This is a genomic window from Bradyrhizobium sp. AUGA SZCCT0169, from assembly GCF_018130085.1.
Lineage (GTDB): Bacteria > Pseudomonadota > Alphaproteobacteria > Rhizobiales > Xanthobacteraceae > Bradyrhizobium.
In genome coordinates this window covers 314,215-326,822 of record NZ_JAFCMC010000005.1, presented here as the reverse complement: position 1 = coordinate 326,822, position 12,608 = coordinate 314,215, and the positions used below count along the sequence as shown (strand labels likewise).

The following is a 12,608-nucleotide window of genomic DNA, read 5'->3' as shown; positions in this document are numbered from 1 at the left end:
CGGAAGAGGAGAATAAATACTTGCCCTGTGAACAGCCGGGAGAAGCCTTCGCTCCACAGGCCCTGAACATTTTTTTCCTTGTCGAATCTGTGAGGACTCACTGATACTTGGGCCGATCACAGGCGCGCGATCACCCCCTGTTATCCCCCTCTTTCCACCATATTTAGTATTTGATTCAGGAACTCGTACTAGTCCTTGACGGGCGCAACGGACTTGGCCTAGCTTTCTTCCTGTTCGGCGCGAGTGTGTTTTGGGTCCCCGCCGGTCATCCCAAATGGGTTCCGAAACGACCACTCCGCCCGCCGGTTAGGGCTGCGGGTGAGGACTTTCTGCCCTCAAAAACCGGGCAGTTCGGGGCGGAAAAAAACGGGCCGGAACAGGCCCAAAGTGACGCGGTAAGTGGAGCGTTGGGGCGTTGATTGCATGACCTGGAAGGGCCGGATCGGGCCCGGCAGGAAGTGCCAGAGAGACAGACCGGGTTCACCGGTTGAGCTGCGGATCAAGGGATCAGGGTTGCCCGGGCTATTCTTATAGTCCCGACGGCAGCCATGGTTCGGGAGGTCCGCTCAAGGATAACATTCCGGAACCCGCGGTAGAGCGGACCGGTCAGAAGAAGACGGGGCACGACCATGCGAATCGAACGGCGCAACACGACTCAAGGCCAGTCACCCTACGCAGGGATTGATTTCAGATTAACGACATCGGAGATCCGCAATCCCGATGGTTCGATCGTGTTCCGGCTGGAAAATGTCGAGGTGCCGCAGTTCTGGTCGCAGGTCGCCTCCGACGTCCTCGCGCAAAAATATTTCCGCAAGGCCGGCGTCGCCGCACGCCTGAAGAAGGTCGAGGAAGAGACTGTGCCCTCGTGGCTGTGGCGCTCGGTGCCCGACACCGAGGCACTGGCCCTGCTGCCCGAGAACGAGCGCTTCGTCAGTGAACTCTCGGCCAAGCAGGTGTTCGACCGCCTCGCCGGCTGCTGGACCTATTGGGGCTGGAAGGGCAGCTACTTCTCGAGCGAAGAAGACGCGCAGGCGTTCTTCGACGAGTTGCGCTTCATGCTCGCAAAACAGATGGTCGCGCCGAACTCGCCGCAGTGGTTCAACACCGGACTTCATTGGGCCTACGGCGTCGATGGCCCCGGCCAGGGCCACTATTATGTGGACTGGAAGACCGGCAAACTCACAAAATCGAAGTCGGCCTACGAGCATCCGCAGCCGCACGCCTGCTTCATCCAGGGCGTCGATGACGACCTCGTCAACGAAGGCGGTATCATGGACCTCTGGGTCCGCGAAGCCCGCCTGTTCAAATACGGCTCCGGCACCGGCTCCAACTTCTCGCGCCTGCGCGGCGAAGGCGAGCGCCTGTCCGGCGGCGGCCGCTCAAGCGGCCTGATGAGCTTCCTCAAGATCGGCGACCGTGCGGCCGGCGCGATCAAGTCCGGCGGCACCACGCGCCGCGCGGCCAAGATGGTCGTGGTCGACGCCGATCACCCTGACATCGAGACCTATATCGACTGGAAGGTGAAGGAGGAGCAGAAGGTCGCGGCGCTGGTCACCGGCTCCAAGATCAACCAGAAGCACCTGAAAGCCGTGCTGAAGGCCTGCGTCAATTGCGAAGGCTCCGGCGACGACTGCTTCGATCCCGAGAAGAACCCGGCGCTCCGCCGCGAAATCAAGCTCGCGCGCCGCGCGCTGGTGTCCGACAACGTCATCAAGCGCGTGATCCAGTTCGCCAAGCAAGGCTACAAGGACATCGACTTCCCGACCTACGACACCGACTGGGATTCGGAAGCTTACCTCACGGTATCCGGCCAGAACTCCAACAACTCGGTCTCGCTGAAGGACGATTTCCTCCGTGCTGTCGAAACCGACGGCGACTGGAATCTGATCGGCCGCACCAGCAAGAAGGTGACGAAGACGCTGAAGGCCCGGGATCTCTGGGAGAAAATCGGTCACGCCGCCTGGGCGTCGGCCGATCCCGGCCTGCACTTCAACACCACCATGAACGACTGGCACACCTGCAAGGCGTCCGGCGACATCCGCGCCTCCAATCCGTGCTCGGAATACATGTTCCTGGACGACACCGCCTGCAATCTGGCGTCCGCGAACCTGATCACGTTCTACTCGACGACGACAAAACGCTTCGACGTCGAGGCGTATGAGCACCTGTGCCGGCTCTGGACCGTCGTCCTGGAAATCTCCGTGATGATGGCGCAGTTCCCGTCGAAGGCGATCGCCGAACTCTCCTACGAGTTCCGCACGCTCGGCCTCGGCTTTGCCAACATCGGCGGCCTCCTGATGACCATGGGCCTGCCCTATGACTCGAAGGAAGGCCGCGCGCTGTGCGGCGCGCTGACCGCGATCATGACCGGCGTGTCCTATGCGACCTCGGCCGAGATGGCCAAGGAGCTCGGCCCCTTCCCCGGTTACAAGAAGAACGCCCAGCACATGCTGCGCGTGATCCGCAACCACCGCCGCGCCGCCCATGGTGAAAGCCGCGGCTACGAGGCGCTCGCGGTCAATCCGGTGCCGCTGGATTACGCCAGCGTGCCGCAGACCGACATCGTCGAGCACGCCAAGGCCGCCTGGGACCTCGCGCTGCAGCTCGGCGAAGCCCATGGCTACCGCAACGCGCAAACCACCGTGGTGGCGCCGACCGGCACCATCGGCCTCGTGATGGATTGCGACACCACGGGCATCGAGCCTGATTTCGCGCTGGTGAAATTCAAGAAGCTCGCCGGCGGCGGCTACTGGAAGATCATCAACCAGGCCGTCCCCGTGGCGCTGCGCACGCTCGGTTACCGCGAAGCTGATATCGCCGAGATCGAGGCCTACGCCGTCGGCCATGGCTCGCTCTCCAACGCGCCCGGCGTCAACGTCTCCACCCTCAAAGCCAAGGGCTTCACCGACGAAGCTCTTGCAAAAGTGGAAGCGGCGCTGCCGACCGCCTTCGACATCAAGTTCGCCTTCAACAAGTGGACCTTTGGTGAAGAATTCCTGCGCGAGACGCTGAAGCTGGCACCGGAAGTGATCGCGGCCCCCGGCTTTGACCTGCTCGCCGCCGTCGGCTTCACCAAGCGTGAAATCGAAGCCGCCAACGTGCACATCTGCGGCGCGATGACGGTCGAAGGCGCGCCGCACCTCAAGGCTGAGCATTATGCGGTGTTCGACTGCGCCAACCCCTGCGGCAAAATCGGCAAGCGCTATCTGTCGGTGGAGAGCCACATCCGCATGATGGCGGCCTCGCAGCCCTTCATCTCGGGTGCGATCTCAAAAACCATCAACATGCCGAACGACGCCACCGTCGAGGATTGCAAGTCTGCGTACCTGCTGTCCTGGAAACTGGCGCTGAAGGCCAACGCGCTCTACCGCGACGGCTCAAAGCTGTCGCAGCCGCTGAACTCGCAGCTCATCTCTGATGATGACGACGAGGATGATGCGGTGGAGGCGCTCTACGAGAAGCCGATGGCCGCGCGCACCGCGCAGGTCTCGGAAAAGATCGTGGAGAAGCTGGTCGAGCGTATCGTCGTGATGCGCGAGCGCGAGAAGATGCCGGATCGCCGCAAGGGCTACACCCAGAAGGCGGTCGTCGGCGGGCACAAGGTCTATCTCCGCACCGGCGAATATGACGACGGCCGGATCGGCGAGATCTTCATCGACATGCACAAGGAAGGCGCGGCGCTGCGCTCCTTCATCAACAACTTCGCGATCGCGGTCTCGCTCGGCCTGCAATATGGCGTGCCGCTGGAAGAATATGTCGACGCCTTCACCTTCACCCGCTTCGAGCCGGCGGGCCCCGTGCAGGGCAACGACTCAATCAAGTACGCGACCTCGATCCTCGACTACGTGTTCCGCGAGCTTGCGGTCAGCTACATGAGCCGCTTCGACCTCGCCCATGTCGATCCCACCGAGTCGAATTTCGACGCGCTCGGCAAGGGCGTCGAGGAAGGCAAGGAGCCGGCCGATCACGGCCAGCAGGCGACCAAGTATCTGTCCAAGGGCCTCACCCGCTCGCGCACGGATAATCTGGTCGTGATGCGCGGCGGCTCGACCGCCGTCTCCTCCGGCTCCGACCAGGCGCCGACGGGCGGCTCCCGCGTCACCTCGCTCGCCTCCCACGGCGCCACCTCCCGCGCCGCCGACGCCGTCGAAGGCGCGGTCGCGCTGAAGCAGGAAGCCCAGCACGATCTGTCCCCGACGGAAAAGCTGGAAGCCCTGCAATGGAGCAAGGCCGGCGCAGCCCAGGCCGCCCAGCCCACCGTAACCAAAGCCGAACGCCGCGCCGAAGCCAAGGCGCGCGGCTACGAAGGCGAGATGTGTTCGGAGTGCGGCAACTTCACGCTGGTGCGCAACGGGACATGTATGAAGTGCGATACTTGTGGAAGCACGACGGGGTGCAGCTGAGAACGAGAGCAAAGGTGACCAAGCAACCTATCTGAAGAAGCCACCTCTCGGGAATTCCGATCATGAATCGAACTGACCTTGACCTTGGAGCACGCCCATGACGACCGTCTTGAGTCGATTTGGACAACGCTGCCGTGACTTGCGAATAGCGAAAGGTCTTACAATGGGTGACCAAGCGGAAAAGATGGGCTGCTCGGTCAACGAAATTTCGACCATCGAATGTGGCTCGCGCACGCCATCCGACGAATATCTCGAACGTTTTCGGGAGTGGATTAAGCTGGATGACGACGAATTCCGCGATCTCAAAAAGAAGATTCGCTCGAACGTTGTCGAATTAAATCGAATCAAGAGCATGGGAGAGAACGGTCGCTCAATGCGACTTTTCAGGAAAATTAGCAAAATGAACCCGGATCAAATCCGGGCATTTAACAAGCCGCCTGACAGTGGGGCTAGAAATGACGGATGACTACAGAGTCGACGGACGTTCTGCAAAAGACATCGCGGCCATTACACTGGCTTGGCGCGACACGTTGGGCATAGCTGAACAGTGGGCTCCGAGTGTTGTTGGCCTGCTAGAAATATCGGTACCGAAAGTTATTAAAGACTTTGCCCTAGTGGTTCGCCCCGATCCTGAGATGGGGGACGCCGAAGCCTATACTGAGTTTGATCCCCCACACATTGCGGTGCGCGGTTCAGTGTATGCCATGGCCCGACGCCAGGACGGCCGCAGCCGAATGACTTTTGCGCACGAACTAGGTCATTTGGTTATGCATCCCGGCGCGGCCAAGCTGAGGTCGGCTGAAGCTCTCCTTAAAGCAACCACTACAATTCGTATTTTTGAGAGCGCCGAGTGGCAGGCCCGCAAGTTTGCGTCGCTCTTTCTTGTTCCTGACCATATCGCGATTCAATTCAATAGTGCCGAAGAGCTGGCCGAATGCTGCAAAATCAGCGCGCAGGCTGCGCAGATCAGATTCAACGAAACGGCCCCACTTAGAAAACTGAAGCCGATTCCTGATTGCGTGAGCAGCACGATCCGTGCGCTCAACGCCACAACGAGCGCAGACTAAACATTGCTGCCCGTAGCCGGTAAGGCGAATTGGAGCCGAAGGCGTAATCCGTCTACGGATTGTCAGCCGAGGTTCGTATTGCAGGGGTCCGCCCATGAATTTGTTTTTGCCATCCCTCCAAAACGTCGAACGCTCAAAGCATTGGTATTCAGAACTTGGCGGTCTAATTGCCACTGCACCCGATCTTTCTGTGTCACCTCTTCCCGGCACGGCGCTTACCTGGATCGGAAGAGTGCATGCTCTCCTGATGGAAATGGGAAACATTTCGCTTGCCACCGATTTCAAATTTGCTTTTGACCATAGAACTGGCACCTCGCTCGATAGTCCCGCTTCTCAGTCCGAAAAAATGCGCACAGCGATGTATCTCGCGCTGGGTGTTGCGGAAAGGCTGGCGCCGGTTTTGTCTCGAGGCGCTTACATCCCCGTTGGTTCCGCCCATGATGCTCTGATCGCCATTTCCGGGGTCCTCGGAAAAGCGTCGACGGATGTTTTCATCATCGACCCTTATATGTCGCAAGTGGTGCTGAACGATTTTGCGCTATCACTCGGCGAAGGTGTCAAACTCCGCCTGCTGTCAGGTCATAAAAAGACCGCCCCCGATCTTGAACCTGCATTACGGGCCTGGCGGCAGCAGCGGACGACCCGGCCAACTGAAGTGAGGATTGCAAAGCAGGAGGCACTTCACGATCGCATAATTGTCCTCGATGGGAATGCTTGGTCACTATCGCAATCATTCAACGCTCTTGCGAAGCGGTCTCCGGCAACCTTGCAGCCTTTCGAACCAGAACTCGGCTCATTAAAAACTGCCTATTACGAAGACCTCTGGACTGGCGCGACACCGCTGTAATGCTGACAAGCCCGTAGGGCGGATTGGAGCCGAAGGCGTAATCCGCCGCTTGTGGATCAACCAATGTGGCGGATTACGCTTTCGTAGTTGATCTAATCATAGAGATAGATCGTTCAGAGATGGAAGGTGCCCATGTTTACTAGCCCGATTGTCGTTGTGGTCGGAGCAGGAGCTAGCGTCGAGTACAACATGCCGCTCGGGTACAAGTTGGCCGCGGACATTGCCGAGGATGTTCGATTCAGGTTTGAACACTACTCGCACATGCCTTCGAAGGGGGACCAAGACCTCTTCAATTTGCTTTTCCGGCAATATCAAAAGGACAAGCCCAAGCTCGATCGCTTTACCCGGGGCGGAAACGAGTTGGCCGCGGCAATCTCGTCTGCGGTCTCTGTTGATGATGCTCTATTTCAGCTCAGCGAGAACGAAGAGGCGATAACGCTCGGCAAGCTCTGTATTATACGATCGATATTGAAAGCAGAACAGAAGAGCGCTCTTGCACTTTCTTCGCGAACCGGGCGCCTTGATGAGAATGCAGGACGTGACGGCTGGGTCGAGCAGCTATTTTCTATGGCTATAACAGGATTGAAAAAGAGCGAGATTCAGAGCGCATTTGACAATATCACTTTTGTGAATTTCAATTACGATCGTTGCATTGAACAGTATCTCTACTTCGCTCTTCAGCGGATTGGAATCGAAGAGGCAGGCGCCGCTTTGATCGTTGCCGGCCTGAACATGATCAGACCGTACGGGAGCGTCGGCCCCCTTCTCCCGAGCATCCCTAACCATGTCCTTTTTGGTGGTGCGGTCGATCCATTTAATATGTTGGCGGGCATTCGAACGTATACCGAAAACGAATCCCTGCACGATAGCGGTCATTTGGTTACCGCTCTACAAGGAGCGAAGCTGGTTCTATTTCTGGGCTTCGGCTTCCACGCGCAAAACCTGCGGCTCCTTCAGTTGCCTGACCCTCGCGCCAAACGCGTGATGGCCACCGTAAAAAAGGTTCATCAAGCAAACAGGATTGATATTCAAAGCGCGCTTGGCTCGACGCTCCGCGTAGACCCTGACCGAGACGTTGAATTGTATGATATGACCGCGCCCGAGATGCTTGGGGACCTACGCCTGAAAATCATGATGAGAGCCGGCGCATAACCCGTGAGGCCCCGGTCTTCAGCATTATCCGCCGCTCCGAATTCCACCGAGAAGATTACGGTGACAGTGCACTCAACTCAGAATTGAGCACTGTCACCGTAATTCCGCGGATTCTCCAAGGCGGCGGATTACGCCTTCGGCTAATCCGCCCTACCGCGCTGTGATCGGTCAAGTTTTGGGGGCGAGGACGCCGGTCACGATCCCGCAAAATACAAAATGGCCTCGCCAGACCAGAACTTCCGGCCCACCGAACTGGCGAACCGGGAGCGAGGTGCCGTGTGGAAACGCGGCGCCGATACTGCTCGGCCCGGCGCGTGGTAGCAAGGCGAATTATTTGGTGGGGCGCGTCCCAATCACCTTATGGTCATCGCAAACGATGCGGATCGATCCGCCGCCCGTCACGATAGCGAGTTCATCGTTCGAGAGCCTGCCAGCTGCCAGGTGCAGCTTGCGAACCTCGATCACGTCGTCCTTACGCAGCTTTTTGGTCGTGCTCATAGTCGATCCTTTCGTGAGGCCCGCTCCGGCGGCCTCGGTTTGAAGTGGAACGCTTGTTGGACGACCCCAGCAAGAGATCGGTTCAATGAGTTTACCGAAGCCACGGACTAGAGCTCGTAGGGCGGATTGGAGCGACCTGTCCGCCGTAGCTCAAAGAGCGAAGGCGGAAGCGTAATCCGCCGTTTCGGATTCCCCAAGGCGGCGGATTACGCTTCGCTAATCCGCCCTACCGCGCTCGTATCGGTCAAGATGTGACAGCCGTCACTGCGGTCCGACAAAGCATCAGATGTGCTGCCCGACAGTCACGGGACAGTCCCGGGACGATCACCGGAGGAGCGATATCGTGAACACTGATATCAATACAAGCGGAGACATCCGGCCGCTTTCTGCAAGCGAACTCGATGCGGTCGCTGGCGGCTGGTACAATAACGGCTGGATCACCTGCAATGACGGCAAGCAGATGTGGGTAGGAAATTTTCACCTTCCAGGTGGCGGGATTATCATCACCTCGCGGAAGGAAGGTGAAAAGGGCGTCACGACAACCGTTGTCGGTCCCACTTGAACTGCACCCACGACGCGGCCCTCGTGCGCAAATGCGAGGGCCGTTTGTTTTCGCAGGCAGGAAAGCGAGCGCGGAAAGCTTTAGATCAAAGGCTGTAGCTTGCCACAAAAGCCTCTCTCAGCTTCACGACGAGAAAGTCCTTCTGCCCTTCGCCGGCTTTGCGTCCTCCGGTGACGTTATCGAGTTGTTCGTCGGAGATTTTGTCGGTCGATTGAACCTGCTCGGTCTTCATGGCTCACCCCTTAATGAACGCCAGCACGGCTTGCTGCATTTTGTCGGAGGTTTTCACCCGGCTTACGGTCGTAACGGGCGGAGACTTGGTGTCGCCACCGGTGACGGATTCGAGATCCGCATCGCTCAACCAAACTGCCTTTTTGCTCATTGCCCCGCTCCGTGTTGTGGCGCTGTGCGCCGTTGAACTGGAGGGGAGCATGCCGGGCGCGTACCGGAGCCGCCGTGACGTGCATCACACAAGAAGAAAAAGCCCCACCGGTCAGCTCGCAGGGCGGATTGGAGCGCAGCGTAATCCGCCGTTACGCGTTTTCGAAAGCGGCGGATTACGCTTCGCTCCAATCCGCCCTACTCGCTAAGCGACCATAGTCCGGCCGCCGCCGAAGTTGATATTCGCCCAGGGCGAATAAAACTGCTTGACCCAGTTCAGGTACTGGATCTCGCCTTCGATCGCGCGCCGGCCGCCGCTCACCTGGTCCAGGTCGGCAACCGACAATTCGACCGTGCTCTCCATGTAGCCGAGTTCATCGTTCCGCGTCTTCATGTTCTGCTCCGTTGGATAAGAAAGAAAGGATCATCCTTCGATCCATCGGGTCAGGATGAGACCACGGCGATTCAGTTTCCGTGATTTGAATCACGTGCACCGCCGCCGCACGATCATTGCCAAGATCAGGTGGCCCGACGCGCGACGCTGCGTTTCCACCACGCGCCGGGCCAGTCAAACCATAGCGGGGTTGAGGGGCGCCGGTTTGACCGAATCGTTGATAGCTGAACTTCGTGGCAGAAACCGGCCGGCGCCGGGTTGTTCGCGTGATGGCTGACGGCTGGCGACGCGAATTCGATGAATCGGTTCGAGAGTGGCGGATGACGCACACCCTCCCCCTCACTTCTTGTTCTCCTCGCAAAACTTCAGCGCCGCCAGCGCCTCGCCCATGCGGGGGATCTTGATTTCGACGCTGTTGTCCTCGTCGTCCTCGAAATCGATCGTCAGCAGTTTTGCCTTGCCGAGCTTGTCCAGGATCGACTGCTGGAATTCGAAGGTGCCGCGGATGGCGGTCTTGTCGACGATCTCCCATTTCGCCTTCTTCATGATGTCCTTGTCGTCGGTGCCGACATCGGCCCGCAGGATCTTGCCGACCTTTTCCCACTCCCATCCGTCGTAGATCACGGCCACGACGATCGCTTCCTTCGAGTAGCTCAGCACGATCACGTAGTCGCTGTTGTCATCGTCCTTGTCGGTATAGGCGCGGGCCGCATTGCAATGATCGTCTCCGCTGCGCTTCTCGACCTCCCAGTCGCCAACCTTGGTTTGCGCCAGCGCCGGCGCCGCCCAAAAGCCGGCGAGCAGCAACATCGCCAAAAGAATTCGTGTCATATCAGCCTCCGCCTGTCCCCGGGCCGAAATGACCACCTCCGGCAAGGAGTCGCAAGTCTCACAGCGCGCACGATTCGAAGCGGCTTGTCCGCAGCAGCTCATGAAGAGGCGTAAGCTCCGACGATTGAGACATCGACTGCAGAGAACCACGCAGCAGCACCGGCTTTGTTCTCCATCCGACTCCAGTCTGTTCGCAAAGAACGAATCGGAATCGCGCAAATCGACGCGGATCAATTCCTAACAACACGTTGCTTCGTTTGTGCGCGCTCATCACGACAAGCCCGCGACGACGTCGCGGGCTTTCGCATGCGGGCGCTCGCGTATCGGCGCCAGCGTGTAGATCGGATTGGAGCCCAACGGGTCCGCGCAAGGCGCGGCCCGATGACAGGTACCGGCGTAATCCGCCGCTAAGGATTCAGCCAAAGCGGCGGATTGCGTATTCGACCAACGAACCGTACTTTCCCGCTCTGGTAGCATTGGTTGATTGCCAAACCCGGAGATGACCATGAGATCGTGGTTTCACAAGCCTCTCGAGCGATGGAAAAGTCGAAATATGAAACTTGCCTGTCCCGCATGTGATCACCGGGCCTCCGACGACGCTTTCCGTCGCGGGCGGTTCATGTTGGGTGAAGAGACCTGACATGTGAAAGGTCTCCTTGCGCTCGGACCAACCCGCTTACGCTGTGGCGCGCGGCAGGCTTTCTAGGAAGCCAATTGGAGCAAATTAACAAGCGTTAGGTGTGATGCGAACCATTCGCTCTACCGCGTTGCTGTTCCCCGCGTAACAGCGCGAACCTCGTTGATCCGTCATTGTCCTGTCCATGCCGATGCAATGGTGCATCGGAACGGCAACAGGAGATCATGGAACGCACAAATTCGAATGAGACGTCGACTGAACTGACGATGGACGAACGGGACTCGGTCGCTGGCGGGATGGATACGACGACCAAGGTTTTCGCTGCGGCGTGCCTGTTGAACCCGTCCTTCATGCTCGGAGCCATGGCTGTCATGAAACAGTGAAGAGCATTTGTGCCTCGCCGACAAGCAAGCAGCGAAGGCGCGGGGCCGAAGCCCCGCGTCTGCTGGCGCGGCGTTGTGATGATGGTCACACAGCAGCACCGCTGTGCGATCTGGTAAATCATCCAGTCCGTGATAGCATCCTTCCACAGTCGAAGCGGATGGTCGCTTCGTCTCGGCAGAGGAGAAGCGCAGATGAAAAAGTCTGATACGAACTCCCAGAAGTCCGCCGACAAAAAGGTCGAAGCGCCGGTTCAGCTCAAGCCGGAGCAACTCGAAGCCGTCGCAGGCGGCATGATCAGGCGCACCGATCCCAAGGGCACCGGCACGACCACGACAGGCGCCGTTGGGCCGAAGACGACCACCACCAAGCTGACAAGTTAGTTGATTCCAGATGCGGGATGGCGTTTGGCGCGTGATGCGCCGGACGCCGTCTCGAAGGCTTTTCAGATAAGCATTTGCGAGACTGAGCGTTCAAGGCAGAGCCGCGGATTGCGATTCCCACTGCACACCCAACTGCGGTGAGGCAATCGATCGGCACCGGCCTCGAACCGGAGGGTCGTTTGATGTCCCGAGCATCCAGCCAAGAGATCGACTGCCCGAGTGCCCAGGCAACCGCTGATGGCGCGCGCGTCTTTGGCGTCATGACAGGCACACCTGAAGAACACAGGGTTGGCTATCTCACCGAGACCCTGCCGGTCTCCGAAAAGCTGCTGGCGCTGGCAGGACCGGCCAAGCCCACGCAACTTTTCCGAATTGCGGCACCGTGCGCCGGCGCCAGCGGCGGCTGCAAGCACTTCAAAGGCAACGCGTGCAGCCTGGCCGAACGCATCGTTGCGGGCACCCCTGTGGTGGTCAACGCGCTTCCTGCGTGCCAGATCAGATCCACTTGTCGCTGGTTTCGTCAGGAAGGCAAGGAGGCCTGCTTCCGCTGTCCGCAGGTCATGACGGATAAATCCAATGCCTCCGACTACGAGCGGCAGATCGCCGACGCCGACTGATGCGCTGAGGCGAAGGCGTAGACCGCTCCGCTCGCTGCGTCGCTTCGCGCGCAATTCAAATTTCGTGCACCACCGTGGGCTATGCTGCGGGCCGTTGCCCGGTCGCGCCTGGACTGCCGCTGTCGCCGGTCGCGAGGGCTGGCAGTGTGATCGCCGTCACATCGCGACGAGAACGGTACCGCTAAAGGTGGCCGCACCAGCAATCCCGCTGGCTTCAAAGGGGAATTATGATGACCAATAATGACGCGAGCGAAGTTCTGAATGTGCGCGAGCTTGATGCGGTGTCTGGCGGCTTTATGCGGCTCCCCCTAGTGGCGGTCAAAGTGCTGGAAATCAAAGGCGGAGGAACGGACGGTGGTGGGGGTGGTCAGAACGATCCGGCCCAAATGTTTCAGCAGATTATGCAGCAACTGACCCAACAGGGGTAAGCGCACCGGGTGCAGGCCGACGCGGCG

Annotated in this window: 15 protein-coding genes; 10 read left to right on the top strand and 5 right to left on the bottom strand. The window is 59.1% G+C overall.

The annotated features are described in order from the left end of the window. The first annotated feature begins 629 nt into the window (after positions 1-629). From JQ609_RS09080 to JQ609_RS09060, 5 genes are all read left to right on the top strand, one after another. Positions 630-4,403: a vitamin B12-dependent ribonucleotide reductase gene (locus JQ609_RS09080; RefSeq protein WP_212273134.1), complete on the top strand. Its 3,774-nt coding sequence runs from the start codon at positions 630-632 to the stop codon at positions 4,401-4,403. 97 nt (positions 4,404-4,500) lie between these two features. Beyond that, positions 4,501-4,869 carry a helix-turn-helix domain-containing protein gene (locus JQ609_RS09075; RefSeq protein WP_212273132.1) on the top strand — a complete coding sequence of 123 codons (369 nt, stop codon included), beginning with the start codon at positions 4,501-4,503 and terminating at the stop codon, positions 4,867-4,869. Continuing rightward, positions 4,859-5,470, top strand: coding sequence for an ImmA/IrrE family metallo-endopeptidase (locus tag JQ609_RS09070; RefSeq protein WP_212273130.1), 612 nt, complete (start codon positions 4,859-4,861; stop codon positions 5,468-5,470). The genes JQ609_RS09075 and JQ609_RS09070 overlap by 11 nt, the downstream gene beginning before the upstream one ends. 94 nt (positions 5,471-5,564) lie before the next feature. Then, positions 5,565-6,317 carry a hypothetical protein gene (locus JQ609_RS09065; protein ID WP_212273128.1) on the top strand — a complete coding sequence of 251 codons (753 nt, stop codon included), beginning with the start codon at positions 5,565-5,567 and terminating at the stop codon, positions 6,315-6,317. A 132-nt stretch (positions 6,318-6,449) separates the two neighbouring features. Continuing rightward, positions 6,450-7,469, top strand: a complete 1,020-nt coding sequence (locus tag JQ609_RS09060; RefSeq protein WP_212273126.1) for a hypothetical protein — start codon at positions 6,450-6,452, stop codon at positions 7,467-7,469. A 330-nt stretch (positions 7,470-7,799) separates the two neighbouring features. On the opposite strand, the gene JQ609_RS09055 is transcribed toward JQ609_RS09060, so the two are convergent. Further along, a complete protein-coding gene (locus JQ609_RS09055; RefSeq protein ID WP_212206605.1) occupies positions 7,800-7,967 on the bottom strand; it encodes a hypothetical protein in 168 nt (55 codons plus the stop codon). 343 nt (positions 7,968-8,310) lie between these two features. Between JQ609_RS09055 and JQ609_RS09050 the strand changes: the two genes are divergently transcribed. Then, positions 8,311-8,529, top strand: a complete 219-nt coding sequence (locus tag JQ609_RS09050; RefSeq protein ID WP_212273125.1) for a hypothetical protein — start codon at positions 8,311-8,313, stop codon at positions 8,527-8,529. 85 nt (positions 8,530-8,614) lie between these two features. Here JQ609_RS09050 and JQ609_RS09045 read toward each other — a convergent pair whose 3' ends face one another. The 4 genes from JQ609_RS09045 to JQ609_RS09030 all read right to left on the bottom strand — a co-directional run bounded on the left by JQ609_RS09045 (position 8,615) and on the right by JQ609_RS09030 (position 10,135). Continuing rightward, entirely contained in the window at positions 8,615-8,761 is a 147-nt protein-coding gene (locus tag JQ609_RS09045; protein WP_212206601.1) for a hypothetical protein, read from the bottom strand. Positions 8,762-8,764: 3 nt separating this feature from the next. Beyond that, positions 8,765-8,911 carry a hypothetical protein gene (locus tag JQ609_RS09040; protein WP_212206599.1) on the bottom strand — a complete coding sequence of 49 codons (147 nt, stop codon included), beginning with the start codon at positions 8,909-8,911 and terminating at the stop codon, positions 8,765-8,767. Between the two features lie 204 nt (positions 8,912-9,115). Further along, the gene (locus tag JQ609_RS09035; RefSeq protein WP_212273123.1) at positions 9,116-9,304 is read right to left on the bottom strand and encodes a hypothetical protein; all 189 of its coding nucleotides are present in this window, start codon (positions 9,302-9,304) and stop codon (positions 9,116-9,118) included. A gap of 339 nt (positions 9,305-9,643) precedes the next feature. Further along, positions 9,644-10,135, bottom strand: a complete 492-nt coding sequence (locus JQ609_RS09030; RefSeq protein WP_212273121.1) for a hypothetical protein — start codon at positions 10,133-10,135, stop codon at positions 9,644-9,646. Positions 10,136-10,996: 861 nt separating this feature from the next. Here JQ609_RS09030 and JQ609_RS09025 point away from each other — a divergent pair. The 4 genes from JQ609_RS09025 to JQ609_RS09010 all read left to right on the top strand — a co-directional run bounded on the left by JQ609_RS09025 (position 10,997) and on the right by JQ609_RS09010 (position 12,581). Beyond that, the gene (locus tag JQ609_RS09025; protein ID WP_212273119.1) at positions 10,997-11,155 is read left to right on the top strand and encodes a hypothetical protein; all 159 of its coding nucleotides are present in this window, start codon (positions 10,997-10,999) and stop codon (positions 11,153-11,155) included. Positions 11,156-11,347: 192 nt separating this feature from the next. Further along, complete coding sequence (locus JQ609_RS09020) at positions 11,348-11,536, top strand: hypothetical protein (protein ID WP_212206595.1); 189 nt, start codon at positions 11,348-11,350, stop codon at positions 11,534-11,536. A 182-nt stretch (positions 11,537-11,718) separates the two neighbouring features. Continuing rightward, positions 11,719-12,153, top strand: a complete 435-nt coding sequence (locus JQ609_RS09015; protein WP_212206594.1) for a hypothetical protein — start codon at positions 11,719-11,721, stop codon at positions 12,151-12,153. A 230-nt stretch (positions 12,154-12,383) separates the two neighbouring features. After that, positions 12,384-12,581 carry a hypothetical protein gene (locus JQ609_RS09010; RefSeq protein ID WP_212206593.1) on the top strand — a complete coding sequence of 66 codons (198 nt, stop codon included), beginning with the start codon at positions 12,384-12,386 and terminating at the stop codon, positions 12,579-12,581. Positions 12,582-12,608: the final 27 nt, after the last annotated feature.

What these genes read in the sequence shown, in the direction of transcription:
- JQ609_RS09080 (WP_212273134.1), top strand. Translation starts at nt 630, where the DNA reads ATGCGAATCGAACGGCGCAACACGACTCAAGGCCAGTCACCCTACGCA.
- JQ609_RS09075 (WP_212273132.1), top strand. Translation starts at nt 4,501, where the DNA reads ATGACGACCGTCTTGAGTCGATTTGGACAACGCTGCCGTGACTTGCGA.
- JQ609_RS09070 (WP_212273130.1), top strand. Translation starts at nt 4,859, where the DNA reads ATGACGGATGACTACAGAGTCGACGGACGTTCTGCAAAAGACATCGCG.
- JQ609_RS09065 (WP_212273128.1), top strand. Translation starts at nt 5,565, where the DNA reads ATGAATTTGTTTTTGCCATCCCTCCAAAACGTCGAACGCTCAAAGCAT.
- JQ609_RS09060 (WP_212273126.1), top strand. Translation starts at nt 6,450, where the DNA reads ATGTTTACTAGCCCGATTGTCGTTGTGGTCGGAGCAGGAGCTAGCGTC.
- JQ609_RS09055 (WP_212206605.1), bottom strand. Translation starts at nt 7,967, where the DNA reads ATGAGCACGACCAAAAAGCTGCGTAAGGACGACGTGATCGAGGTTCGC.
- JQ609_RS09045 (WP_212206601.1), bottom strand. Translation starts at nt 8,761, where the DNA reads ATGAAGACCGAGCAGGTTCAATCGACCGACAAAATCTCCGACGAACAA.
- JQ609_RS09040 (WP_212206599.1), bottom strand. Translation starts at nt 8,911, where the DNA reads ATGAGCAAAAAGGCAGTTTGGTTGAGCGATGCGGATCTCGAATCCGTC.
- JQ609_RS09035 (WP_212273123.1), bottom strand. Translation starts at nt 9,304, where the DNA reads ATGAAGACGCGGAACGATGAACTCGGCTACATGGAGAGCACGGTCGAA.
- JQ609_RS09030 (WP_212273121.1), bottom strand. Translation starts at nt 10,135, where the DNA reads ATGACACGAATTCTTTTGGCGATGTTGCTGCTCGCCGGCTTTTGGGCG.
- JQ609_RS09025 (WP_212273119.1), top strand. Translation starts at nt 10,997, where the DNA reads ATGGAACGCACAAATTCGAATGAGACGTCGACTGAACTGACGATGGAC.
- JQ609_RS09020 (WP_212206595.1), top strand. Translation starts at nt 11,348, where the DNA reads ATGAAAAAGTCTGATACGAACTCCCAGAAGTCCGCCGACAAAAAGGTC.
- JQ609_RS09015 (WP_212206594.1), top strand. Translation starts at nt 11,719, where the DNA reads ATGTCCCGAGCATCCAGCCAAGAGATCGACTGCCCGAGTGCCCAGGCA.
- JQ609_RS09010 (WP_212206593.1), top strand. Translation starts at nt 12,384, where the DNA reads ATGACCAATAATGACGCGAGCGAAGTTCTGAATGTGCGCGAGCTTGAT.